At 59.8% G+C, this 23,862-nt stretch carries 21 protein-coding genes, 1 tRNA gene and 1 pseudogene; 12 read left to right on the top strand and 11 right to left on the bottom strand.

Going from position 1 to position 23,862, the window contains the following annotated elements:
- Positions 1 to 220: 220 nt before the first annotated feature.
- Positions 221 to 297: transfer RNA gene (locus E4O97_RS22985), tRNA-Met, on the bottom strand.
- Positions 298 to 575: 278 nt separating this feature from the next.
- Here E4O97_RS22985 and dinB point away from each other — a divergent pair.
- Entirely contained in the window at positions 576 to 1,634 is a 1,059-nt protein-coding gene (gene dinB / locus E4O97_RS22980) for a DNA polymerase IV (protein ID WP_078822226.1), read from the top strand.
- Between the two features lie 81 nt (positions 1,635 to 1,715).
- Here the strand turns inward: dinB and E4O97_RS22975 are convergent, their stop codons facing one another.
- From E4O97_RS22975 to E4O97_RS22960, 4 genes are all read right to left on the bottom strand, one after another.
- Positions 1,716 to 2,669 (bottom strand): hypothetical protein, encoded by a 954-nt coding sequence (locus E4O97_RS22975; RefSeq protein WP_248132464.1) that lies wholly within the window; start codon positions 2,667 to 2,669, stop codon positions 1,716 to 1,718.
- Positions 2,670 to 2,689: 20 nt separating this feature from the next.
- The gene (locus E4O97_RS22970; protein ID WP_248162331.1) at positions 2,690 to 4,405 is read right to left on the bottom strand and encodes a proline--tRNA ligase; all 1,716 of its coding nucleotides are present in this window, start codon (positions 4,403 to 4,405) and stop codon (positions 2,690 to 2,692) included.
- Between the two features lie 197 nt (positions 4,406 to 4,602).
- Positions 4,603 to 6,135 carry an AmpG family muropeptide MFS transporter gene (locus tag E4O97_RS22965; protein WP_078822225.1) on the bottom strand — a complete coding sequence of 511 codons (1,533 nt, stop codon included), beginning with the start codon at positions 6,133 to 6,135 and terminating at the stop codon, positions 4,603 to 4,605.
- Between the two features lie 43 nt (positions 6,136 to 6,178).
- Positions 6,179 to 6,493 carry an MGMT family protein gene (locus E4O97_RS22960; RefSeq protein WP_050549437.1) on the bottom strand — a complete coding sequence of 105 codons (315 nt, stop codon included), beginning with the start codon at positions 6,491 to 6,493 and terminating at the stop codon, positions 6,179 to 6,181.
- Between the two features lie 194 nt (positions 6,494 to 6,687).
- Here E4O97_RS22960 and E4O97_RS22955 point away from each other — a divergent pair, with 194 nt between their 5' ends.
- The 5 genes from E4O97_RS22955 (at position 6,688) to groL (ending at position 11,314) form a co-directional block, all read left to right on the top strand.
- Positions 6,688 to 7,695, top strand: coding sequence for a DUF481 domain-containing protein (locus E4O97_RS22955; RefSeq protein WP_032879652.1), 1,008 nt, complete (start codon positions 6,688 to 6,690; stop codon positions 7,693 to 7,695).
- A 103-nt stretch (positions 7,696 to 7,798) separates the two neighbouring features.
- Positions 7,799 to 8,530 carry a HugZ family protein gene (locus E4O97_RS22950; protein WP_078822224.1) on the top strand — a complete coding sequence of 244 codons (732 nt, stop codon included), beginning with the start codon at positions 7,799 to 7,801 and terminating at the stop codon, positions 8,528 to 8,530.
- A 66-nt stretch (positions 8,531 to 8,596) separates the two neighbouring features.
- Positions 8,597 to 9,073, top strand: coding sequence for an FxsA family protein (locus tag E4O97_RS22945; RefSeq protein ID WP_032879654.1), 477 nt, complete (start codon positions 8,597 to 8,599; stop codon positions 9,071 to 9,073).
- A gap of 250 nt (positions 9,074 to 9,323) precedes the next feature.
- The gene (locus E4O97_RS22940) at positions 9,324 to 9,617 is read left to right on the top strand and encodes a co-chaperone GroES (RefSeq protein ID WP_003193940.1); all 294 of its coding nucleotides are present in this window, start codon (positions 9,324 to 9,326) and stop codon (positions 9,615 to 9,617) included.
- Positions 9,618 to 9,667: 50 nt separating this feature from the next.
- Positions 9,668 to 11,314 carry a chaperonin GroEL gene (gene groL / locus E4O97_RS22935; protein ID WP_005791041.1) on the top strand — a complete coding sequence of 549 codons (1,647 nt, stop codon included), beginning with the start codon at positions 9,668 to 9,670 and terminating at the stop codon, positions 11,312 to 11,314.
- Positions 11,315 to 12,020: 706 nt separating this feature from the next.
- Here the strand turns inward: groL and E4O97_RS22930 are convergent.
- A complete protein-coding gene (locus tag E4O97_RS22930) occupies positions 12,021 to 12,746 on the bottom strand; it encodes a phosphatase PAP2 family protein (RefSeq protein ID WP_216092060.1) in 726 nt (241 codons plus the stop codon).
- 50 nt (positions 12,747 to 12,796) lie between these two features.
- Positions 12,797 to 14,746, bottom strand: coding sequence for an LTA synthase family protein (locus E4O97_RS22925; protein WP_078822222.1), 1,950 nt, complete (start codon positions 14,744 to 14,746; stop codon positions 12,797 to 12,799).
- 200 nt (positions 14,747 to 14,946) lie between these two features.
- Here E4O97_RS22925 and colR point away from each other — a divergent pair, with 200 nt between their 5' ends.
- From colR to E4O97_RS22900, 5 genes are all read left to right on the top strand, one after another.
- Entirely contained in the window at positions 14,947 to 15,630 is a 684-nt protein-coding gene (colR, locus tag E4O97_RS22920) for a two-component system response regulator ColR (RefSeq protein WP_003175870.1), read from the top strand.
- Positions 15,620 to 16,900, top strand: a complete 1,281-nt coding sequence (locus E4O97_RS22915; RefSeq protein ID WP_005791031.1) for a HAMP domain-containing sensor histidine kinase — start codon at positions 15,620 to 15,622, stop codon at positions 16,898 to 16,900. Before colR ends, E4O97_RS22915 begins: the two co-directional genes overlap by 11 nt.
- A 188-nt stretch (positions 16,901 to 17,088) precedes the next feature.
- Positions 17,089 to 17,769 carry a class I SAM-dependent methyltransferase gene (locus E4O97_RS22910; protein ID WP_005791029.1) on the top strand — a complete coding sequence of 227 codons (681 nt, stop codon included), beginning with the start codon at positions 17,089 to 17,091 and terminating at the stop codon, positions 17,767 to 17,769.
- A gap of 3 nt (positions 17,770 to 17,772) precedes the next feature.
- Positions 17,773 to 18,492, top strand: a complete 720-nt coding sequence (locus tag E4O97_RS22905) for a lipopolysaccharide kinase InaA family protein (RefSeq protein ID WP_005791027.1) — start codon at positions 17,773 to 17,775, stop codon at positions 18,490 to 18,492.
- The gene (locus E4O97_RS22900; RefSeq protein WP_005791025.1) at positions 18,489 to 18,716 is read left to right on the top strand and encodes a hypothetical protein; all 228 of its coding nucleotides are present in this window, start codon (positions 18,489 to 18,491) and stop codon (positions 18,714 to 18,716) included. The genes E4O97_RS22905 and E4O97_RS22900 overlap by 4 nt, the downstream gene beginning before the upstream one ends.
- A 102-nt stretch (positions 18,717 to 18,818) precedes the next feature.
- On the opposite strand, the gene E4O97_RS22895 is transcribed toward E4O97_RS22900, so the two are convergent.
- The 3 genes from E4O97_RS22895 to E4O97_RS22885 are packed head-to-tail and all read right to left on the bottom strand — an operon-like array spanning position 18,819 to position 22,442.
- Positions 18,819 to 19,916 carry a DUF1513 domain-containing protein gene (locus tag E4O97_RS22895; RefSeq protein WP_216092192.1) on the bottom strand — a complete coding sequence of 366 codons (1,098 nt, stop codon included), beginning with the start codon at positions 19,914 to 19,916 and terminating at the stop codon, positions 18,819 to 18,821.
- A 2-nt stretch (positions 19,917 to 19,918) separates the two neighbouring features.
- Complete coding sequence (locus tag E4O97_RS22890) at positions 19,919 to 20,983, bottom strand: imelysin family protein (protein ID WP_078822220.1); 1,065 nt, start codon at positions 20,981 to 20,983, stop codon at positions 19,919 to 19,921.
- 31 nt (positions 20,984 to 21,014) lie between these two features.
- Positions 21,015 to 22,442, bottom strand: a complete 1,428-nt coding sequence (locus tag E4O97_RS22885; RefSeq protein WP_078822219.1) for a di-heme oxidoredictase family protein — start codon at positions 22,440 to 22,442, stop codon at positions 21,015 to 21,017.
- A gap of 139 nt (positions 22,443 to 22,581) precedes the next feature.
- Between E4O97_RS22885 and E4O97_RS22880 the strand changes: the two genes are divergently transcribed.
- Complete coding sequence (locus tag E4O97_RS22880; protein ID WP_248162327.1) at positions 22,582 to 23,145, top strand: NAD(P)H nitroreductase; 564 nt, start codon at positions 22,582 to 22,584, stop codon at positions 23,143 to 23,145.
- Between the two features lie 408 nt (positions 23,146 to 23,553).
- On the opposite strand, the pseudogene E4O97_RS27570 reads toward E4O97_RS22880, so the two are convergent.
- Positions 23,554 to 23,673, bottom strand: a pseudogene (locus tag E4O97_RS27570) (outer membrane lipoprotein carrier protein LolA); the annotation flags it as partial.
- Positions 23,674 to 23,862 lie beyond the last annotated feature (189 nt).

Below are 23,862 nucleotides of genomic sequence, written 5' to 3'. Positions count from 1 at the left end.
CTTCGGGTTATGAGCCCGACGAGCTACCAGACTGCTCCATCCCGCGTCTGTGGGCGGCATTCTACAGCCAAGCGGCGAGGTGTCAACCGTTAATGAGCCGATGGACCAAATAAGCGCGAATTATTCTGAAATCAAAGTGTTGGCGGTGTTTTCAGGCGCAGCGGGAGAAAACACGCGAGCACAAAAAAGGCCACTCTTTCGAGTAGCCTTTTTTGATGTTTGGTTGCGGGAGCCGGATTTGAACCGACGACCTTCGGGTTATGAGCCCGACGAGCTACCAGACTGCTCCATCCCGCGTCTGTGTGTCGGCATTCTACAGAGGAACGCGAGTGTGTCAACCTGTAAATCAAACAAAAGCGCTTGTGGTTCAATCGGTTAGCTCTCCAAGGCGGGGTCATGAAGCGCTTCGGGCCAGTCAGGCTGAGGCTTTCAGCTCTATCGGAAGGCTGAATTCGATTGAGAAAATAAATTCATCGGGGAAACTTCCTACCACTTGGAAGGAAGAATCAAACTACTGGTGCTATATACAGGGGTGAATGCGATACTGGCCACCCGTTGGTTCACACCCCGTTTATATGACGCAGCGCAAAATCATCCACGTCGACTGTGATTGCTTCTACGCCGCCATCGAGATGCGTGACGACCCGAGCCTGGCGCAAAAGCCCTTGGCTGTGGGCGGCTCGGCGGACCGGCGGGGGGTTATCGCTACCTGCAACTACGAAGCGCGTGCGTATGGAGTTCGTTCTGCGATGTCGTCGCGCCACGCCTTGAAGCTGTGCCCCGACCTGACCATCGTCAAGCCGCGCATGGATGCCTATAAAGAAGCATCGAAGGAAATCCAGACGATCTTTCGCGACTACACCGACTTGATCGAGCCGTTGTCGCTGGATGAAGCCTACCTCGACGTCTCCGACAGCCCGCATTTTGGCGGCAGCGCCACGCGTATTGCCCAGGACATCCGTCGGCGGGTCTCCAACCAGCTGCATATCACCGTGTCTGCCGGGGTGGCGCCGAACAAGTTCCTGGCCAAGATCGCCAGCGACTGGAAGAAACCCAACGGCCTGTTCGTGATTACCCCGGACCAGGTCGAAGACTTTGTCTCGCAGCTGCGGGTCAGCAAGCTGCACGGCGTTGGCAAGGTCACCGCCGATAAGCTCGCGCGCCTGGGCATCGAAGACTGCTTGCAGCTGCGCGAGTGGAACAAACTGGCGCTGGTGCGCGAATTCGGCAGTTTTGGCGAACGACTCTGGAGCCTGGCCCGTGGGATTGATGATCGCGTGGTGCAAAACGACAGTCGTCGACAGTCCATCAGCGTAGAAAACACCTACGATGTGGACTTGCCGGATCTTTCAAGCTGCCTGGCTAAACTCCCCGAATTGATGGAAACCCTGGCGGGGCGTATGGCACGCATCGACAGCAGCTACCGGCCGGGCAAGCCGTTCGTCAAAGTTAAGTTTCATGACTTTACCCAGACGACGCTGGAGCAGGCGGGGGCAGGGCGGGATCTGGAGAGTTATCAGCAGTTGCTGACCCAGGCGTTTAATCGCGGGGGCAAGCCGGTGCGTTTGTTGGGGATTGGGGTGCGGTTGCTGGACCTGAGCGGCGGTAACGAACAGCTCGAATTTTCCTGGTAGAAACCGGGATTAGAGAGTGTGGGAGACTCAAGTGTGGGAGGGGGCTTGCTCCCACATTTGATCTCCAACAGGCTGCAGATTTCAGCGTGCGCCAGGATCTGCGACCAACCGCCCCGCATCCTTGGTCAGTGCCTGCACAAACTCCTGCTGCAATTCCGGATCATTGCGGGTCAGCTCGATCAGGCTTTGTTCCAGTTCGCTGGCTTCTTCTTCCAGGCCCAGTTCCGACAGGCGCTTGACGCGGTGCACCCATTGGTTCACTTCGTCATCTTCCAGGTCGTCGTAGATCAAGGCATGGGCTTCCAGCAATTTGCCACGCAGGCCGTTGCTGACCGCCAGGGTCGAGTCTGTGTGCACATCGTCCTGACCATCTGCCACGCTGATCTTCAAGGTCGTGACGCGGTTCAGGTCCTGCTCGGCAAACGGGCTGTCCAACAGGTTCAGGCGCAGGATGCCGTTGCGGTCGGTGGTCAGCTCATGGGTCTGCTTGCCGGCAGTGACTTGTACCGGGCGCTCGCTCCACGGCAGGCTCGAATACTCCAGGCGCTTGTCGCGCTGGACTTCATCGATAGCTGCCAGGTTCTGTTGCGCACGGCCATGGGATTGCACGTTCATGAACGGGTTGATGCCGTCCACGCCATAGCTCAGCCAGTCTCGCGTCACACTCGTGGGCAGGTTGCCGAGGGCGAAGATATTCGCCACGTTGGCACCCACGCCCGCGACCAACGCCACGGCACCCAGCGGCATCTCATAGAGTTTGCGCCAGGGCTGGTAGGGCGTGTAGCGATCGTAACGACGGGTGACTTCGAATTCGGTGACCTCGAAGGTCTTCTGCTCATGAATGCGAACCCGGCGTTGCGGCAGCTCCAGCACTTTGGGTTCGCCTACATCGATCTGCAGGCTGTGATCGAGCAATTTACGCTCGATCCGCTCCTCGTGCTCACTGCGTTGCGACATCTGATTGGCGCAGCCGCTGACCAGCAGGGCGCCGCACAAGGCGGCGCCCCCCAGGGCTTTGGTGTTTCGCTTGAACATGACTTCTCTTGATCTGGTTTTCAGCGACGAATACGCGCCTGAAGGAAAGACAGCACGTCAGCCACCGGCAACGGTTGGGCTTGCGCTTCGGTCCGGCTCTTGTATTCCAGATTGCCATCGGCCAGGCCACGGTCACTGACCACGATCCGGTGCGGGATGCCAATCAGTTCCATGTCGGCGAACTTGATGCCCGGGCTGGTTTTCTTGTCCCGGTCATCGAGCAGCACTTCAAAACCGGCAGCGGTCAGTTCAGCGTATAGCTTGTCGGTGGCTTCGCGTACTTGCTCGGTTTCATAGCGCAACGGCACCAGGGCCACCTGGAACGGCGCCAAAGCGTCACTCCAGATGATGCCTTTCTCGTCGTTGTTCTGCTCGATGGCAGCGGCGACCACGCGGGAAACACCAATGCCGTAGCAGCCCATGTCCAGGGTGATCGGCTTGCCGTTCTCGCCCAGCACTTCGCACTTCATCGCCTTGCTGTACTTGTTGCCCAGCTGGAAGATGTGCCCGACTTCGATGCCGCGCTTGATTTCCAGGGTGCCCTTGCCATCCGGGCTTGGGTCACCGGCTACGACGTTGCGCAGGTCGGCCACGGTCGGAACCGGCAGGTCACGCTCCCAGTTCACGCCGAAGTAGTGCTTGTCGTCGATGTTCGCGCCGATACCGAAGTCGCTCATCAGCTCGACGGAACGGTCGATGATGATCGGCAGCGGCAGGTTCAGCGGGCCTAGGGAACCGGCACCGGCACCAATGGCGTCGCGCAGTTCGGCATCGGTGGCCATGACCAGCGGGCTGGCTACGCCAGGCTGGTTGGCGGCCTTGATTTCGTTGAGCTCGTGGTCGCCACGGATCACCAGGGCGATCAGCTTGCCTTCTTCTTCAGCGCGCACGATCAGGGTCTTGATGGTCTTTTCAATCGGCAGATTGAATTTCTCCACCAGGGCCGCGATGGTTTTGGTGTCCGGCGTGTCGACCAGGCGCAGCTCCTCGGCGGGAGCAGGGCGCGAGGTTTCACGTGGTATGGCTTCGGCCTTCTCGATGTTCGCCGCGTAGTCGGAACCGTTGCTGAACACAATATCGTCTTCACCGGATTCGGCCAGCACGTGGAATTCGTGGGAGCCGGCACCGCCGATGGAGCCGTTGTCCGCTTCAACCGGGCGGAACTTCAGGCCCAGGCGCGTGAATACATTGCAGTAGGCCTGGTGCATGCGGTCGTAGGTCGCTTGCAGGGAAGCCTGGTCGGCATGGAACGAATAGGCGTCCTTCATGATGAATTCGCGACCACGCATCAAGCCGAAGCGCGGGCGGATTTCATCGCGGAATTTGGTCTGGATCTGATACAGGTTCAGCGGCAACTGTTTATAGCTGCTCAACTCGTTGCGCATCAGGTCGGTGATGACTTCTTCATGGGTCGGGCCGGCGCAGAAATCGCGGCCATGACGGTCCTTGAAGCGCAGCAACTCAGGGCCGTACTCTTCCCAGCGCCCGGATTCCTGCCACAACTCAGCCGGTTGGGTGCTCGGCATCAACACTTCCAGAGAGCCGGCAGCGTTCATTTCTTCGCGAACGATGGCTTCGACCTTGCGCATCACCTTCAAGCCCATGGGCAACCAGGTGTACAGGCCCGAGGCCAGTTTGCGGATCATGCCGGCGCGCAGCATCAGCTGATGGCTGATCACAACCGCGTCGGAAGGCGTTTCTTTCTGTGTGGCGAGCAAATATTGACTGGTACGCATGGTAGGCCGTTGTCGGTTGCTTGGACTTGAAATGACTTGGGATTGTACGGGCGGTTGCTGCTGGAGTACAGGCGTGAGGTGGCGGGGCGTATCTGTCGTAACCGTCGCTTGTGTGGGAGCTGGCTTGCCTGCGATAGCGGCGTTGGGTTCACCATCGCTATCGCAGGCAAGCCAGCTCCCACATTGACCGAGTCGTATCAGTCTTCCTGCGGCGGATTCAACCGGGCGCGCCGGTTCTCCTGGAACCAGTGCAATGCAATCAGGAGCAGCGTCGGCACCCCCAGCAGGCAAGTGATCATGAAGAAGTTGTGATAACCGAACTTCTCCACCATCACCCCCGAATACCCGCCGATCAGGCGTGGCAACAACAGCATGATCGAGCTGAGCAACGCATATTGGGTAGCGGAGAACTTGAGGTTGGTCAGGCTCGACAGGTACGCCACGAACGCCGAGGTGGCCATGCCCGAACTGAAGTTGTCCAGGGAAATGGTGACGATCAGCATCTGCAGGTCGGGGCCCATGTCGGCGAGCATCACGAACAAAAGGTTGGTGCCGGCCGAGGCCACGCCACCGATGAACAGGATCGGCAGGATCCCGAACCGCACAATCAACAGGCCGCCCATGCCGGCGCCGAGCAGGGTCATGATCAAGCCGAAGATCTTGCTCACTCCGGCGATCTGGTCCTTGGTGAAACCCTGGTCGATATAGAACACGTTGGCCATCACGCCCATCACCGTGTCGGACATGCGATACGTGGCAATCAACCCGAGCAGCAGCAGCGCCTGCCAACGATAGCGCAGGATAAAGTCGTTGACCGGCGTCAGCACCGGCGCCAGGCCCCGGCGGCCCATGGCCGAAAGGCACAGGGTGGTGAGGATGATATAAAGGATGGCGCGCAGGAACGCGCGGTCTTCCATCAGCAGTTCCCACAGGCTCACGCCCTGGAACAGCACGCTGGCGAAGTCGGTGTTGTACAGCTGGGTGAACATCGCCGGTACCGACACCAACAGCACGATCAGCACAAACACCGACACCAGTTGGTGCGCGAAGCTGTAGCGCCCGGCCTGCAACTGGGTGCGCAGTGGCACATCAGGTTCACGCATGAGGAAGGTGGTGAGCAACGCCGGCACCATCAACACGCCGAACAGCACATAGGTGCCGGTCCAGGCCGAGTGTTTATAGTTGAAGCCGGTGGAGCCAAAGCCTTCGGCAAAGAACAGCGCACCGGCCGTGGCCAGCAGGGCGGCAATGCGGTAGCCGGACATGTAGCTCGCGGCCAGGGCGGCCTGGCGGCTGTCGTCGGCGATTTCCAGGCGGTAGGCATCCACGGCGATATCTTGGGTGGCCGACGCGAAGGCGACGATCACCGCGATGGCGATCAACCAGGACAGGTGTTTTTGCGGGTCACAAAAACCCATGCCGATCAATCCGAGGATCACCAGCGATTGGGCCAGCACCAGCCAGGAGCGACGACGCCCCAGTTTACCGAGCAACGGCAAGCGCCATTGATCGAGCAGCGGCGACCAGACCCATTTAAAGGCGTAGGCCAGGCCGATCAGGCTTGCATAGCCAATGGTCTCGCGGGCCACACCGGCTTCACGCAGCCACACTGAAAGCGTCGAGAACACCAACATGTAAGGCATGCCGGCGGCGAAGCCGAGCAACAACAGCACTAATGTCGAGGGGCTGGCATAGGCGGCGAGCGCGGCGCGCCAGGTTTTACGGGGCATGGGCTGGAGTCTGCCTCAGGTTTGCGGAAACAAAGCGCGCACTCTAACCGCTGTGCTCTACCGGACGCCAGCCATGGCGCTGAATATCAACACGATTGTTCAAGATAGTGACGCCTTCGCTACGCAAACGCGCACGTTGTTCGTCGCCTGAGGCGCTGCCCGCCGGCAGACTTATCCGACCACCGGCGCCCAACACCCGATGCCAAGGTAATCGGGTGTCTTCGGGCAACTGGCTCAGGGTGCGCCCGACCCATCGGGCGGCACGGCCCAGACCCGCCAGGTGAGCCAGCTCGCCGTAGCTCACCACACAGCCTTCGGGCACTTGCGACAAGGTCAGGTACAGCGCGGTACGCCGCATTTCGGCGGGGCTTTGCGGCGTATCGGCAGGTGGCTTCACTATGGGGATATCCGTTGAGATCGTCGCGGTTTTGTCAGAAACGTCTGTAAACATGACGATGAGCATTGAACTCAATATAAATCCTTGAGTCAGTTCTAGCCATGTAACACTATAACGCCCCTATTTTTTGCCACCCCTGAGCCCCGTATCTGCTTATGTTGTCCAGAACCCTGTTGTGCCTTGCTGTTTTCAGTGCTTCCACGCCCTTGCTCGCCGATACCGTCTGGTTGAAAAACGGCGACCGGCTGACCGGCAAGATCAAAGTCTTCGACGGTGGCAAACTGCTGATCCAAACCACCTACGCGGGCTCGATCCCGGTGGACTGGAAGCAGGTCAAGACCCTGGAAAGCGATCAGGAGTTGCTGGTCAAGCAGGACGCCTACAGCGGCGAAAAGGCCAAGTCGTTGCAGGCGTCGGATGACGGCAAGGTTGTGCTGGCCAATGGCGAGGCACCCAAGACGGTCGACCTGGCAAGCATCCAACAGATCATGAAGCCCAAGCCAGTGATCGAAGACCTGGTGTGGAAGGGCAACGTCGACCTGGCGCTGGACTACAAGCGTGCCGACAAAGACACCAACGATTACGACATCGACTTCAAGACCTCGGCCCGTCATGGCCAATGGCGTCATACGGGCAAGGGCGAATACAACCGCGAGTTCCAGGACGACGTTACCACCACCGATAACTGGGCGCTGGAGTACAACCTGGACCGCTTCATCACCGAGCACTGGTTCTGGCAGGGTCGCCTGACCTACAAGCGCGACAAGGTCGAAGACCTGGCCCGTCAGCGCGTTGTCGGTACCGGCCCGGGCTATCAGTTCTGGGACGATGAACTGGGCGCGTTCTCCCTCGGTTCGCTGGTTAACCGCACCGACTACGAATACGCCGACGGCGGCAAGGACAACTTCTATTCCCTGGCCATGAAGTGGAACTACAACCGCTACCTGGTGGGCAAGACCGTCGAGTTCTTCACCAACGGCGAATTGGGCAAACCCCTTGCCGGGCCGTCCGAGTATTCCCTGGATGCGGAAATGGGCCTGCGCTACAAGGTTACCGAGTGGGCCTCGCTCAACTTGAAGGCCGAGCGCAACGAGGTCAGCGGCAGTTCCGAGAGCAGCCTGAGCAAGACTCGCTACACCGCAGGCTTTGGTGTGGCCTGGTAAAAGCTGCGTCGGCCACTCTGGCAACCTGCGCGGATATTGATTACCTTGTGTTGAGATCCATTCCCATATGCCATGGGCGGCGGAACACCCGAGGAGTCATACGTTGAGCGCGCACGTTGCCAAGAACGCCCGAGAGCTGTTGCTCAAGGAATACCGTGGGGCTTTGGCCACACAGTCAAAAGCCATGCCCGGTTTTCCCTTCGGCTCGGTCGTGCCCTACTGCCTCGATGAGCAGGGCCGCCCGCTGATCCTGATCAGCCGCATCGCCCAGCACACCCATAACCTGCAAAAAGACCCCAAGTGCTCATTGCTGGTGGGTGAGCGCGAGGCTGATGATGTGCAGGCCGTGGGGCGTCTGACCTACCTGGCCGAGGCCGAGAAACTGGAAGACGGCGCAGCCATTGAAGCGGCCGCCGAGCGTTACTACCGCTACTTCCCCGATTCGGCCAACTACCACAAGGCCCACGATTTCGATTTCTGGGTGCTCAAGCCGGTGCGCCACCGTTATATCGGTGGGTTTGGCGCGATTCACTGGGTCGACCAGTTGACCCTGGCCAATCCGTTCGCCGGCAAGGCCGAGCGCAGCATGATCGAGCACATGAACAGCGATCACACCAAGGCCATCGCCCATTACGTCGACCTCAGCGGTTTGCCGACTGGCGAGCCTGCGCAGTTGGCCGGCATCGACAGCGAAGGCATGCACCTGCGTATTGGCCAAAGCTTGCATTGGTTGCCTTTCGAGACGCCTTGCAACACACCGACACAAGTACGCGAGGCCCTGGTTTCATTGGCTCACGCCGTGGTGTGGCCGAAAAAAACCACTGCCGACGCTTGAATTCACACAATGGCGACGTCATCTAAGGTGAACTGGCAAGGCATTCTTGCGTTGAGGAACCATTTGATGCGCCCTTTTTTATTGCTCTTTCTGCTGTTCCCGGTGTTGGAGCTGTTCGTATTCGTCAAAGTCAGCGGTGCGATCGGGTTTTTCCCGGCGCTGCTGCTGATCATCGCAGGCTCCATGCTCGGCGTCCTGGTGCTGCGCGTGGCCGGCCTGGCCACGGCGTTGCGTGCCCGTGAAAGCCTGAACCGCGGCGAACTGCCGGCCCAGACCATGCTTGAGGGCCTGATGATGGCCCTGGCCGGTGGCCTGCTGATCCTGCCGGGCTTTATCAGCGACGTGCTCGGCCTGGTCCTGCTGCTGCCGTTTACCCGCAAACTGCTGGCCGGCAAGATGCGCCAGCGCGCCGAAGAAGCGGCGATTCGCCAACGCGCGTTTGCCGACGACCTGCAACCCCGTGGCGGCCCGGCCCCGCGTCAACCGCTGGGGCGTGAAGGCGACGTGATCGAAGGCGAGTTCGAACACCGCGACAACAAATAACTGCTTCACTGGCACGGCACCTTCGGGTGCCGTGTTGCATTGGCCCGGGGAGCGATCTGAGAAAAAATTTCCTCCCGGCCCCCTTGTAATAAGCGTATGCGCCCTTATGTAACGGTCACCGCAAGGTTTCTGGTGGTGACATCAGACAGACTTCCGCGTCTCGCCCAGCGAGCCGCGACCGGCACCGCCGGAATTTAACCCGCCGGAATTGATACCGGCCGATGAAAAACACAATTAGGAGAGATCGACAATGAAGCTTCGTCCTCTGCACGACCGCGTCGTAATCCGTCGCAGCGAAGAAGAAAAGAAAACCGCTGGCGGGATCGTTCTGCCAGGTTCGGCTGCTGAAAAAGCCAACCACGGTGTGATCGTCGCTGCTGGCCCAGGCAAGACCCTGGAGAACGGTGATGTACGCGCACTGGCCGTGAAAGTGGGTGACAAGGTTGTTTTCGGCCCTTACTCCGGCAGCAACACTGTGAAAGTCGACGGCGAAGACCTGCTGGTCATGGCTGAGAACGAAATTCTCGCCGTACTGGAAGACTGATTTCCTCGCTCATTTTCCCGTTACTACAAAGTATTTAAGGAATATCGATCATGGCTGCTAAAGAAGTTAAATTCGGCGACTCCGCCCGCAAGAAAATGCTCACCGGTGTCAACGTCCTGGCTGACGCAGTAAAAGCGACCCTGGGCCCGAAAGGCCGTAACGTGATCATCGAGAAGAGCTTCGGCGCTCCGACCATCACCAAGGACGGCGTTTCCGTCGCCAAAGAAATCGAACTGGAAGACCGTTTCGAGAACATGGGCGCGCAGCTGGTCAAAGACGTTGCCTCCCGTGCCAACGACGACGCAGGCGACGGCACCACCACCGCTACCGTACTGGCTCAGGCGATCGTCAACGAGGGCTACAAGGCCGTCGCTGCCGGCATGAACCCTATGGACCTCAAGCGTGGCATCGACAAGGCGACCATCGCCATCGTTGCCGAGCTGAAAAACCTGTCCAAGCCATGCGCCGACACCAAGGCCATCGCTCAGGTCGGCACCATCTCCGCCAACTCCGACAGCTCCATCGGTGACATCATTGCCGAAGCCATGGAAAAAGTCGGTAAAGAAGGCGTGATCACCGTTGAAGAAGGCTCGGGCCTGGAAAACGAACTGTCGGTTGTAGAAGGCATGCAGTTCGACCGTGGCTACCTGTCTCCGTACTTCGTCAACAAGCCAGAGACCATGGTTGCCGAGCTGGACAACCCGCTGATCCTGCTGGTTGACAAGAAGATCTCCAACATTCGCGAAATGCTGCCAGTACTGGAAGCCGTTGCCAAAGCCGGCCGCCCATTGCTGATCGTTTCCGAAGACGTTGAAGGCGAAGCCCTGGCCACCCTGGTTGTGAACAACATGCGTGGCATCGTCAAGGTTGCAGCCGTCAAGGCTCCAGGCTTCGGCGACCGTCGCAAGGCCATGCTGCAGGACATCGCCGTATTGACTGGCGGTACCGTTATCTCCGAAGAGATCGGCCTGAGCCTGGAAAGCGCCACCCTGGAAAACCTGGGCAGCGCCAAGCGCGTGACCATCTCCAAGGAAAACACCATCATCGTTGACGGTGCTGGCGTTGAAGGCGACATCGAGTCCCGTATCGCGCAGATCCGTGCCCAGGTTGCCGAAACCTCCTCGGACTACGACCGTGAAAAACTGCAAGAGCGTCTGGCCAAGCTGTCCGGCGGCGTTGCAGTGATCAAGGTTGGCGCTGGCTCCGAAGTTGAAATGAAAGAGAAGAAGGCCCGCGTTGAAGACGCCCTGCACGCAACCCGTGCAGCCGTTGAAGAAGGCGTGGTACCTGGCGGTGGCGTTGCGCTGATCCGTGCTCTGGAAGCCCTGACCAACCTGACCGGCGACAATGCCGACCAGAACGTTGGTATCGCTGTGCTGCGTCGTGCCGTTGAAGCACCGCTGCGCCAGATCGCTGCCAACTCCGGCGACGAGCCAAGCGTTGTGGTCAACGAAGTCAAGAACGGCAAAGGTAACTACGGTTACAACGCTGCGACTGGCGTCTATGGCGACATGATCGAAATGGGCATCCTGGACCCTACCAAGGTGACCCGTTCCGCGCTGCAAGCGGCAGCCTCCATCGGTGGCCTGATCCTGACTACCGAAGCTGCCATCGCCGACAAGCCGAAGGCTGAAGGCGCAGCTGGCGGCGGTATGCCAGATATGGGCGGCATGGGTGGCATGGGCGGCATGATGTAAGCCAGCCTTACCCGGCGCTATAAAAAGCCCCGCCTGCAGTGATGCAGGCGGGGCTTTTTTGTGAGCGGCTGTATCTACTCAACTTCGGTAGGACACTGGACCTGTGGCGAGGGAGCTTGCTCCCGCTGGCGGCCTGACAGCCGACGCCTATCTACCTGACACCCCGCGATCCAAATGTGGGAGGGGGCTTGCTCCCGATGGCGGCCTGCCAGCCGACGCCTATCTACCTGACGCCCCTCGGTCCCAATGTGGGAGGGGGCTTGCTCCCGATGGCGGCCTGCCAGCCGACACAGTTATACCGAGTACATATCCATTCCTGCGGTAATGGCCACTTAGGGTTCCGCCCTGACGGCGGCTCACTTTGCAAAAGCGGCAAAGTAAGCAAAACGCTCTTGCCCCACCACTCGGCACCTCGCTTAGGCTCGGTGTGCCCGTAATCCGCCATGGATTTGGGGGGGGCGCCGCCACGCGCCATCCATGGCGCGGGGCGGCTAAACCGGCATCCCTGCCGGTTTACCCCCCAAATCCCTGTCGAATTCCGGCCAGCGTGGTTTAACGGGGCGCCTGAGATCAAAAGCAGATCAAAAGCGACTCGCTTCGCATCGTGGTTACTGTTGGCGACTGTAAAGTTGTGTTGATACCCATGCCAATCGCAGGCAAGCCAGCTCTCACATTTGATCTTCGTTGCGTTGAGCATTGCATTCGCTTAACTGATCGGCATTACGGCTTGCCGTGAAGGCCGGTACAGCAACAGGCAATACAAACCCAGGCAAATCAGCCAGCAAAAAATCGCTGTCCACACGTTGTGGGAAAAAAAGTGTGCCCCTTGCAGCATACGGCTGACTGAGAAGACGCTGCCCAGGCTGACGGCAAAAATGAACGCGTTGCGCGCCAGTCGTGGTCGCCGATCCCTCAGCGCGAAGAACCAGGCGAACAAGGCAAAACCGGTGGCTGCATGTCCGCCGGGCCAACAGCGGCCAGGTTTATCGGTAGGTGGGCGCGGGCTGAGCAGTTCGCTGTAGGTTTCCTGGCCGCCGAACTCTTTGAGACTCCAGGGGCATTGCACGGCGGTGATGGTTTTCAGTGGCGACACGAACGCCGTCGCCATTCCCAGCGACAGCACCAGGCACACCAGTTCGCGGCGGTACGGCTTGAGTCGTTGCAGAATGAAGCTGCCGACCAGCCCCAGGATCGCCAGTACCGAAAACAGGATCACCAGTTGCTTGGCCCGATCATGCAGGATGTCTTCAAGGAAGAAGCTATAGCGGCCGATGAAGCCGCCAGCCTCCGCGCTGTAGAAGCGCCTGGCCAGGTCCATGTCCAATGAGGTCAGTTCCAGCAACAGCAAGACCACTGCGGCGCCGGCAGGCAGGCCCAGGCACAGCCAGAAATTGAGCGGTTTGGAAACCGGTAAAGAAGAGGGGGATTTCATCACGAACCTTGGTGAGAAAGCCCCGTGCTCACCTGCACGGGGCTTTTTGATTAGCGTTTGCTTAAGACTGGAGCCTCTTCCTTGAGCGCTTTCCAGCTCAGCAGTTGCTGTTTGTAGTCGTAGCTGGCGGCCTGATAGTAGGTAATTGCCCGCTGGATCAATGGGTCATCGCTGCCGACGCGCAACTCCTGGCTTTCTCCAAGGGCCTGGTCGTGGCGACGCAAGCCTTGGCGCGGGCTGAGGATTGCCAGGTCCTTGCCGTCAAACAAGCCCAGATGCTGGTAGTTGCCCACCACGACTCGCGGTGGCAGCGGGTTGTCTTGCAACAGATTACGGCCGAAGAACGTCGACTCGTAGCTGAGGTTGATCAGGCCCAGCAAGGTCGGCGCAAGGTCGATCTGGCTGGCCAGTTGCGCGGATTCCCGTGCGTCGATCAGCTTGGGCGCGTAGATAAACAACGGGATCTGGTAGTTGGTGATCGGCAGGTCTTCCTTGCCTGCGCTGCCGGCCGTGTGGTCGGCGACGAACACAAAAATGGTGTTGTCGAACCAGGGTTTCTGGCGTGCAGCTTCAAGGAACTGGTTGATGGCGTAGTCAGTGTATTTCACTGCACCATCGCGACCCTTGCCGGATTTGATATCGATGCGCCCATCCGGGTAGGTATAGGGGCGATGGTTGGAAGTCGTCATCAGTTGCAGCAAGAACGGCTGTTGCTTGGCGTAGTCGGCGTCGGCCAGTTTAAGCGTCTGTTTGAACAGGTCTTCGTCGGCCATGCCCCAGGCATTTTTGAACGAGATTTCTGACTCGGGCACGCTGCTTTGGTCCACGACCCGATACCCGTTGCCGCTGAAAAACGCGTTCATATTGTCGAAGTAACCGCGACCGCCGTAGACAAACACGCTGTCGTAACCGATGGCCGTGAGTTGTTGGCCGAGGCTCGCGAACCCGCTTTCACGACCGATGCGCTTGACGATCGAGCGGCCTGGCGTGGGTGGGATCGCCAGGGTAATGGCTTCCAGGCCCCGGTCGGTTCGTGTCCCGGTGGCATAGAAGTTATTGAAGTACAGGCTTTGTTTGCGCAATGCATCCAGGTTGGGCGTGAGGTTGCGTTGATCGCCGTTGCTGCCCATGTACTTGGCGCTGAAGCTTTCGATGGTGACCAGCACGATGTTGGGCTTGCGCAGTGTGCCCGGGTTGGTGATGGCGCGGCGAATATCCAGCGGGTCCGGGTCGATAAAGCGCGCATTGGGCTCGCTGAGTTCGGCGCGCAGTTGCCGGGCGACCACGTCAGTGGGCAGGCTCTGATAGAACTGGGTGTAGTCCAATTCGTTATTGCGGAACGCAGCGAAGAATTGATAAGGGCCGTTGCTGGCCAGTTCGTTCTTGTAAGCGTTACCGCCCTGGGCACGCGGGCTGTCCTGGCTGATCAGTTGCAGGCTGAGGCCGGCGACCACCAACAGGCCCAGGGCATTGACCAAACGGCCACGCAGTGCCGGCAAAGGTGCCGCCATGGCGGCATTGAAGGGTTTACGCAGGGCCAGGCTCATGAGGATCGCCAGCATTGCCAGCAGGCTCAGCAGCTTGCCGATCGGGTAAGACTCCAGCAGGTTGTTCAGCACCTCATCGGAATACACCAGATAGTCGACCGCAATAAAGTTGAAGCGCACCCCAAACTCATCCCAGAACAGCCATTCGGCCACCGAGGTGAACAGCATGGCGAACAGGCTGATTGTCAGCAGCGCCTGCAAGAACCAGCGGTGGCCGCGGCGGCGCCACAGTGCGGGTGGGCAGAGCAGCAAATACAAGCCCAGCGGCAAGGCCGCATAGGCGAGGAAGCCCAGGTCGTAGACCAGACCCACGCCAAACACCGGCAGCAAGTTGCCGCCCACTTCATTCAGGTGAGTCACGAGCAACACGCTGCGAGTAAGCAGGAAAACCAATAACCAGGCAGCGGTTATCAACAGCAAATAGCGCATTGGCGCTGTTTTGAGAAAGCCCATGTCCAGGTTCCTTAGATCGATGGACGCGATCTTCACCCTGACACTGTGGTCTGTTTGTGAAGCTATAGTGAAAAACTCGTTTGTCCCTGTAATCAGTTGAAAACCCTCATCAGTGGGCCTTTCAGCTCTATCCCTGAGCCCCGCTTGGCCTTAAGCTGCGCGAGCCAACACGGCTGTTACCGCGTACGGAGACACTGCCCATGCGAATTTTATTGGTTGAAGACAACCGCGATATTCTGGCCAACCTGGCCGATTACCTGGGGCTCAAAGGCTACACAGTGGACTGTGCGCAGGACGGCTTGTCGGGCCTGCACCTTGCGGCCACCGAGCATTACGACCTGATCGTGCTCGATATCATGCTGCCTGGCATCGATGGCTACACCCTGTGCAAACGCCTGCGCGAAGACGCACGGCGCGATACGCCGGTGATCATGCTCACCGCACGCGATCAACTGGATGACCGCCTGCAAGGCTTCAAGTCCGGGGCTGATGATTACCTGCTCAAGCCATTTGCCTTGTCGGAACTGGCCGCGCGGATCGAGGCGGTGTTGCGGCGTGCCCAGGGTGGTGGCCGCCGCGCCCTGCAGGTGGGTGACCTGAGCTACGATCTCGATACCTTGGAAGTCACCCGCGAAGGGCGCCTGCTCAAGCTCAACCCCGTCGGCCTGAAACTGCTGGCCGTGCTGATGCAGAAGAGCCCGCACGTGCTACGCCGGGAAATTCTCGAAGAAGCCCTGTGGGGCGATGACTGCCCGGACAGCGACAGCCTGCGCAGCCACGTTCACCAATTGCGCCAGGTGATCGATAAGCCCTTTGCCAAGCCGTTGCTGCAAACGGTGCACGGGGTGGGTTATCGCTTGGCCGAGGGACGTGATGGAGTTTAGACAAAGCCTTGCCCAACGGATCATCATCGCCTTTGCCTTGATGAGTGCGTTGGTGGCGGGGGCCTTCGCCATGGGGATCGTTGCGACGGTGCACCTGGTGGAAGAGAAGCTGATCTCGGCGGGCCTGGGCGGTGACCTGCAACGCCTGCTGTTGATGGACAGCATGGAAGACTGGCGACATCGGCCGGAGCCGGACCAGTTGTTTTACTTTAGCGGCGGCCAAGGCGATTTCGAGTTGCCCAAGGATCTTCGGCATCTGGACCCGGGCTTCCACGAAGTATTTCGCGAGTCTCTGTCGTACCACGCCATGGTCGAGGTGATCGACGGTCGGCGTTATGTGCTGTTGCAGGATCAAAGCGATTTTGAAGAGCGCGAGCGCGTGCTGTTTGCCGTGGTGCTGGTGGGGTTCGTGCTCAGCCTGGCGCTGGCGGTGTTCCTCGGCTGGGTGCTGGCCCGCAAGGTGATGGCGCCGGTAGTGCGCCTGGCTCGCCAGGTGCGGCATCGTGACCAGTTATTAGGGCTGGCGCCGCCCTTGGCACCGGATTATGCAGCCGATGAAGTGGGCGAGCTGGCGGTGGCGTTCGATGCCACGCTGGGGCGCCTGCGGCAAGCGTTGTCCCGTGAGCAGTTGTTTACCAGCGATGTAAGCCATGAGTTGCGCACGCCCTTGATGGTGTTGGCCAGCTCCTGTGAGCTGCTGCTGGAAAACCCCGCCATCGATCAACGCGGCCGTAACCAGGTCCAGCGAATCGCGCGGGCCTGTGAGGAAATGCGTGAACTGGTGCAGACCTTCCTGATGCTGGCCCGCGCCAAACACGATGATGCTGTCATGTCGGCTCAGGTCAACCTGACGCAGGTCGCCGAAGATTTGCTTGGGATCTGGCGTGGGCCCATCGAGCAAAAAGGCCTTGAGTTGATCTACTGCCCTGGCAATCCTCTGGATACTCGCTACAACACCACGTTCCTGCACGCAGTGATGGGTAACCTGTTGCGCAATGCACTGCATTACACCGAGCAAGGGTTTATCCGCCTCACGCTGGAGCCGAGTGGTTTTGTGGTGGAGGACTCTGGCGTGGGCATTCCTGAAGACAAGCGCGAAGCGATGTTCGAGCCTTTTGTGCGCGGCAGTGAGAACCGTGGCGAGGGGCTGGGGCTCGGCCTGTCGCTGGTGCAACGGATCTGCGAGAGCCAGGGCTGGAGCGTGAGCCTGACGACGATGGAGCCCAATGGCTGCCGTTTTCATGTGGAGCTGAGCCAGGTCAAAAGCTGACCGTTCAGTCTGTCGTTTTGCGGATGCAGACTGCCTGCTTTTCAGCGAAGATGGCCCGATGCTACTGAATGTTTCTGTAAAGTCTTGAAATGTATGCAGTTGGACAGGACAAGATTTTCACAATGAGTTGACCTGTTGATTACGTTTAACTGCTTAAGGTTGCAGGCATCAGTTACCGGAGACGTACGATGCCTTCCCCAATCAAGTTGGAATTTTCCGAAAAGTACGACGATCAACACGCGCAACAATATTTGCTCAAACATCAGGACAATCTGGCTCGCCGGTTGTCCCACAAACGCGACGAGCAACTGGCGCGTGGTGCACTGGCCATGGCCGGTGAGCCGGGCCTGGTGCTGGACCTGCCTTGTGGCGCTGGACGTTTCTGGCCGTTGCTGGCCGAAAAACCCAACCGTGTGATTATCGGGGCTGACAATTCGGCGTCGATGTTGAAGATCGCCACCACCGCGCAACCGGCGGAGGTGGTGAAACGGGTACGCCCTTTGCAGACATCTGCCTTTGATATCGATTTGCCAGATAACTCCGTCGACAGTATTTTCTGCATGCGCTTGATGCACCACATCGGTGAAGCGGAGCACAGGCTGACAATACTGCGTGAGTTTCAGCGAGTTACCCGTGACAGCGTGATTATTTCGCTGTGGGTGGACGGCAATTTCAAGGCCTGGAAGCGCAAGCGCAGCGAAGTACGTCGTCGCAAAAGAGGTGAGCAGGAAGGTTACCAAAACCGGTTTGTGTTACCGGCTGCTACTGTCGAGGCAGAATTCGAGCAGGCCGGTTTCCGTGTTCAGGAGTCCCTGGACTTCATACCGCTCTACGCCATGTGGCGAGTGTATGTATTGCGCAAGAGGTAACAGATGGCAGTTGAGTGCGTAGCAGGCAGTCATGTAGCTCCCGAGGAGCGGTTTGATTATTTCTGGCGCCAGAAGGGTGAGTGGGTCGAAGAACCCAATCGCCGGCGTGGCGGTGAAAGTGGTGTGCAGCGAGTGGTCAGCCCTAATGGGCGTTTGCTGTATTGCAAGCGTCAGACCGGGCACATCTACCGCAGTTGGTTGCATCCATTCGGGCGTCCGACCGTGCTGCGTGAGCGTGATGCCTTAAAGGGCCTGCGTTTGCTGGATGTGCGCGTGCCGGAGTTGGTGTTTTGCGAGGCGCGACGCGACCCGGAGCATCAATGGAAAGCCCTGTTGGTGACCGCGTCATTGGACGGTTTCGACGAGATCGAAAACTGGTACGCCGCCGGTGGCCGTGAGCAGTACGGCGAGGCGGTCCACGAGCGTTTGCTCCAGGAGCTGGCCGGCACCCTGGCCCGTATGCACAAGGGTCGCTGGCAGCACGGTTGCTTGTATATCAAGCACATTTTCGTGCGGGTAACCGGTGAGCCTGATGCGGCGATTGTGGAAGTGGCCCTGCTGGATTTTGAAAAATGTCGCCAGCGTTTGACCGCTTATCGGGCCGCGTCCCATGACATGCTGCAATTGCGCCGCCATTCGTCGTGGAACGATACCGACTGGAAAAAACTCAGCTACTTTTACGAGACAGCGTTTGGCAGCGCTATCAAGGGTTTAACCAGATGAAGCTAGAAATAGCACGAGGTTTGTTTTTGGTCGGGGCGTTGGGCATTTCAGCCCTTGCCCTGGCAGCGTGGGAACAACCTCGCACACAAGTGCTCAGTGCGGTAGACGGTGGCGGGCAATGCCTGCTGCCGCGGATTGCCAAGGCAAGTGTGGCGGCCAGGCCTGATCATGATTTGCTGCTATTCATGTTCGGGATGTCTCAAGCAATGAGGCCGCAAAGTTGAAACGAGTAAAACTCCTGGAAAGGGCCTTGCGATGCGAGGCCCTTTTTTTACGCCTGACGCTTTAACGGTAGGAGCAAGCTCGCTCCTGCAGAGGGGCGATTTTCAGATCAGGTGCAGGTGGTTATCCCAAAACCCCGCCGGTAATTCCAATGGCTTGGCCATCAGTCGTTCCTGACGACAATCATAGAAGCGGCAACGTCCCTGTCCCGACGTAACCACAAACCCGTCCGCCACTGCACCCACACCGGCGCAGTCGGGCAACGGCCCATCCAGGCGCAGCTCGGCGCTGTCCATATCCCAGATGAAGAAACGATTGCCACGCGGCGCCGTGAGCGCTACCAGGCGCAGTTCGCTGTGCACCGCCACGCTGGCGGTGTAGTGCCCCATCGCTTGCAGTTGCTCATCGGCTACCGGGAACGCCATAAAAGGCTGGCCCGGGCGCTTGATTGCGAGCAACTCGGAACGCTCCTGGGACGGCCCCATGAACTGCTGCCCGGTGAGGATGGTGCCATCGCTGGCGATCCCCATATGGCGCACGCTGTTCATTTGCTGCCCCAACGTTTCCTTGCTGATCAAGGTGCCATCGCGCTGCATCAGCACCAGGCTCGGTTCCATGGCGTTGAGGTTCATCTCCACGCGGCTTTCGGCTTCGGTGCGAATGCCGCCGTTGGCCACCACCAGGGTTTCGCCGTCGGGCATCCAGGAGACCTGGTGCGGGCCGATGCCGTGGGTGGAAATCTCGCCGCTGTGTACCAACCGCTCGCCTTCGAACTTATACACACCCAACAACCCACGACCGGGATCTGAGGTGTCGTTCTCGGTGGCGTACAGCCATTCGCCGCTCTTGTGGATCACCGCATGGCCGTAAAAGTGCCGGTTGGCCTTTGAGGTGATGGTTTGCAGCAGCGTGCCATCGCGCAGGTCGATCAGGTAGCTCTCGGTGCCCGGACGACGGGCGACGAACAGCGCAATTGGCCGTGTGGGGTGGTTGATGATGTCGTGACAGCGCTGGCCGACCTGGGTGGCAAAGACGGGCTTGCCGTCCAGGCGATAGCCGACAGCGTAGTGCTTGCCGTCGGCATCATCGCGTGCCGAGAGCAGCAGCGGTCCCTTGTCTTTGCCTTTGAACAGCGTCCAGCCGCCCAACGTGAGGGCGCTGAGCAGCACGCTACCCAGTGCCAAAGCCTGTCGCCTGAGCATCATCAGTCACCGTCGTTGGCGTTGAAGCCCAGTTGGACGCCCAACGCTTTGGCCAGCTCGCCCTCGTGAAGGCGATGGACCACATTGAGGCTGTCGTAGATATCGTTGAGTTGCTGGCGCCCGGCGTCATCGTTCAACAGTTCGTTGAGGGAGCGCTGGTTGCTGGCGAACAGTTTCAGGGACGCAGCATAGGCGGCGTCGATCTTCTCGGCCAACGGCTTCTGATCGCTCGGCAGCAGGCCGCGCAGGCCTTTGTTGTCGACACCGACCCATACGGTCTGGGCGGCGGCGAGGCTGGCCTCCAGGCTTTGCAGGGAGGACTGGCTGCGCCATGCATCGGCCTGGAAGGGTTGCGGGATGCCCTTGGTCTGGCGGCCCATCGGCGTGCCGAGTTTTTTCTTCAGGGTGTCCAGTGCGGTTACTTGCACGCGCAGCAGATCGGCAATGGCTTCGTGGGAATCAGCGTAGCGCTGGTTCGGAAACTTGGTCATCTGCGCGAGCATACCGTCGGTGCTGTTCCAGCTGGCGAGGATCTCTTCCGCCAGGGCTTTCTGACGCTCGCCGATGGCCGTCAGCAGCGGGCAGTAGCGGGCTTTCTGGGCTTCGTCGGCAACGTCGGGCTTGGCGTCGTAGAGGATGTATTCGTAGGCCGACAGGCCCTGCACCACCACGCTCGATTTGGCCAGGGCGGCCGCATCGATCTGCGGCTGGGCGCTGACCAGTTGCTCGACCTGGCGACCTACCAGGTTCTTCTTGTCCGGCCAGAACTGCACCTGCCAGGCGCGGTTGCCTTCTGCCAGCGGGCCGATCAGTAGCGGTTGCAACTCGGCCCAGGCTTTTTGTGCGTGCAGGAAGTCGGCGCGGGCAGTGTCCAGGCTTTCTTTGCCCTGGCAGTAGGCCAGGGCGCTGACGGCCAGCTGACGGTCGGCTTCAACCCAGCGGCTGTAGGTCGGCAGGATCACCTGCTTGGCGATGGCCGCCGAGGTCACCGCTTGCGGGTCCTGGGGCGAGCACGCGCCCAGGGCAAGGGCGGCCAGGCTGGTGAACAACAACTTGGGACGAAACATGTCGAGCTCCCTTCTGTAAGTGGGGCAAAGCTTATAAAGAATTCAGGAACGCCAGCAACGCGGCACGCTGTTCGGCGTTAAATGACAACACATGTTGCTGCGCCGCTTGTGCTTGCCCGCCGTGCCACAGCACGGCCTCAAGCAGGTTGCGGGCGCGGCCGTCATGCAAGAACTGGGTGTGACCATTTACGGCTTGTGTCAGGCCAATGCCCCACAGCGGCGGGGTGCGCCACTCACGGCCAGTGGCGTTGAATTCGGTACGGTTGTCGGCCAGGCCTTCGCCCATATCGTGCAACAACAGGTCGCTGTAGGGGCGTATCACCTGATTGGCCAGCTCGGGTTCGGCGGCGTTGGCAGCCGTGGTGAATGTCGGCTTGTGACAGCCCTGGCAGCCGGCCTCGTAGAACAGGTTCTTGCCGGCCAACACTTGAGGCGTGTTGACGTCTCGGCGTGCAGGCACCGCGAGGTTGCGGGTGTAAAACAGCACCAGGCGCAGGATGTTGTCGCTGACTTCCGGCTCACCGTCAGGGCCATTGCCGTTTGGCGCCTGCTTGCACGCCACTTGGGCGTCGGTGCAGTCATCAAAAGGTCTCAGGGAGGTCGTGAGGCCCATATCACCCGAAAACGCGTGAACATTTTGTTGGTTGAGGTTGGGTTGCCCGGCTTTCCAGCCAAAACGCCCGAGTACGGTTTTATGCTGGGCGTCATCCCAGACCCAATTGGCGCGGCCGACGATGGCGTCTTTGTCGGCGGTCTCGGGGGCGGTGTTGCGCAGGATATCGGCGTCACTGATTGCTTCGAGCAGGCCCAGGCCGATCATCGGCGGCGCGATGCGTGCCGAGAAGCGTGTGTCGGGGTGCATCGGGCCGTAGCCGAGCTGGGTAATTTTCAGGTCGGGTTTGCGCAGTTCGACGACGGTGCCGTCCTTGAAGCTGACCTGGACAGGGCTGTAGTCGACCCGCACCTTGCCTTCCGGCGTTACGCCAGGCACGGCCATGTCCTGCAACTGCCCGCCGTAGACCGGCTCGGGCACCACGCCGAGCTGTTCGATCAGCTTGGCATAGGGCGGTGCATTTGAAATGGAGAGGCGCACCAGCATCGACACCGCATTCGGCGCATCAGGCAGCGGCGGGTGGCCACGGCCGTCCTTGATATGGCAGTTCTGGCAGGCGTTGGTATTGAACAGCGGGCCCAGGCCATCCCGTGCCGTGGTGGTGGCCGGCGCGATCACCCAGGGGTTGCGAAAGAAGCTGTTACCGACGCTGAAATCCAGGCGGCGGCTAGGTGCCAGGTTGGCCGAGGGCAGGGAAAAGGCGTTCTGGTCGCGCTTGTTTACCGTCGTCGCGCCACCGGATCGCGATTCACCCGGCTCGGCCTTGGTGAAGCGAGGGGCGTCGTCGCAAGCCGTCAGGCATAGAGCCAGCAACGCTGCAGACAGGTAGGAAAGCGAACGGGACATCGAGAATCCTGGACGAGGGGGCAAAATCTGGTCGCAAAGTCTAACAGGGCCGGGCGGTTTGAATAAGAGCAATTATCGTTTGGTGGCATCGCGATTCTTTCCCGCTAGAATGACCACACATTTTTTTTGGAGGTGGCCAATGCAGGCTCTCGACGCTTTGCTCAACCGCGTTTCCGTGCCGCGTTTACTCGACCCAGCACCGACCCAGGAGCAGCGCGAACTGTTGTTCGCTGCCGCCATGCGGGCGCCCGATCACGGTCAATTGCGCCCTTGGCGTTTCCTCACCGTAGAAGGCGCAGCTCGTGAGCAAATGGGCACGCTGTTGGCCGAAGCCGCCCGGCTGCAGGATGCCGATGCACCGCAAGCCGTCATCGACAAGGCGCAGAACGGCCCGCTGCGTGCGCCGTTGGTAGTTGTGGTGATTGCGCGTTTGCAGGAGCACTTCAAAGTGCCCAAGTCCGAGCAATTGCTGGCGGCGGCCTGTGCGGCCCACGGCATCCTGCTGGCGGCGTATGCCCAGGGGATTGGTGCGGTGTGGCGGACCGGGGAGTTGTCCTACTCGGCCCATGTGGCCAAAGGCTTGGGGCTGACGGCGGGTGAAGAAGTGATTGGCTTCCTTTACCTGGGCACGCCGCAGAACCCGCCGCGTACGGCGCCGAAGGAAGACCTGACGCCGTTTATCCAGGCCTGGAGCGGACGCTAAGCGGTGTGCGGTCAAAATGTGGGAGGGGGCTTGACAGCTAACTAGGATGTTGGGGGGGGCGAGTACATATCCATTGCTGCGGTAACGGCCACTTAGGGTTCCGCTCTTACAGCGGCTCACTTTTGGAAGGACCGGAATGCCGGCCCAGCCAAAAGTAAGCAAAAGGTCCTCGCCCCACCACTCGGCACCTCGCCTAGGCTCGGTGTGCCCGAACGAAGGCTTGAATCCGTGGGCCGCCGCAATGGGCCATCCCTGGCCCAGTGCGGCTAACCCGGCGTCCTGCCGGGTTACCCACGGATTCAAGCCTGCGTTCGGCCAGCGTGGTTTAACGGGGCGCTTGAGATCAAAAGCAAGATCAAGAGCGGCTCGCTTCGCATCGTAGATACGCTGGCGGCGCTTCTGCTTTTCTGTAGGAGCGAGCTTGCTCGCGAAAAACCTGAGGGCGCCGCGCTCATTCTGATTTCCCCCGTCATCGTTAACGACCTTCGCGAGCAAGCCCGCTCCCACAGGGGTACGCGCACGCTTCAACGATCAGGTCGGCTATAAGGCCGCCTCGCTGTGCTTTTGATCTTGATCTTAGGCGCCCCGTTAAACCACGCTGGCCGGAATTCGACATGGATTTGGGGGGTAAACCGGCAGGGATGCCGGTTTAGCCGCCCCGCGCCATGGATGGCGCGTGGCGGCGGCCCCCCAAATCAATGTCGGATTACGGGCACG

It is taken from the genome of Pseudomonas sp. W15Feb34 (assembly GCF_023127765.1).
GTDB lineage: Bacteria > Pseudomonadota > Gammaproteobacteria > Pseudomonadales > Pseudomonadaceae > Aquipseudomonas > Aquipseudomonas synxantha_A.
Note: the sequence above shows the minus strand (reverse complement) of the source record. Positions and strands in the feature narration are given on the sequence as shown.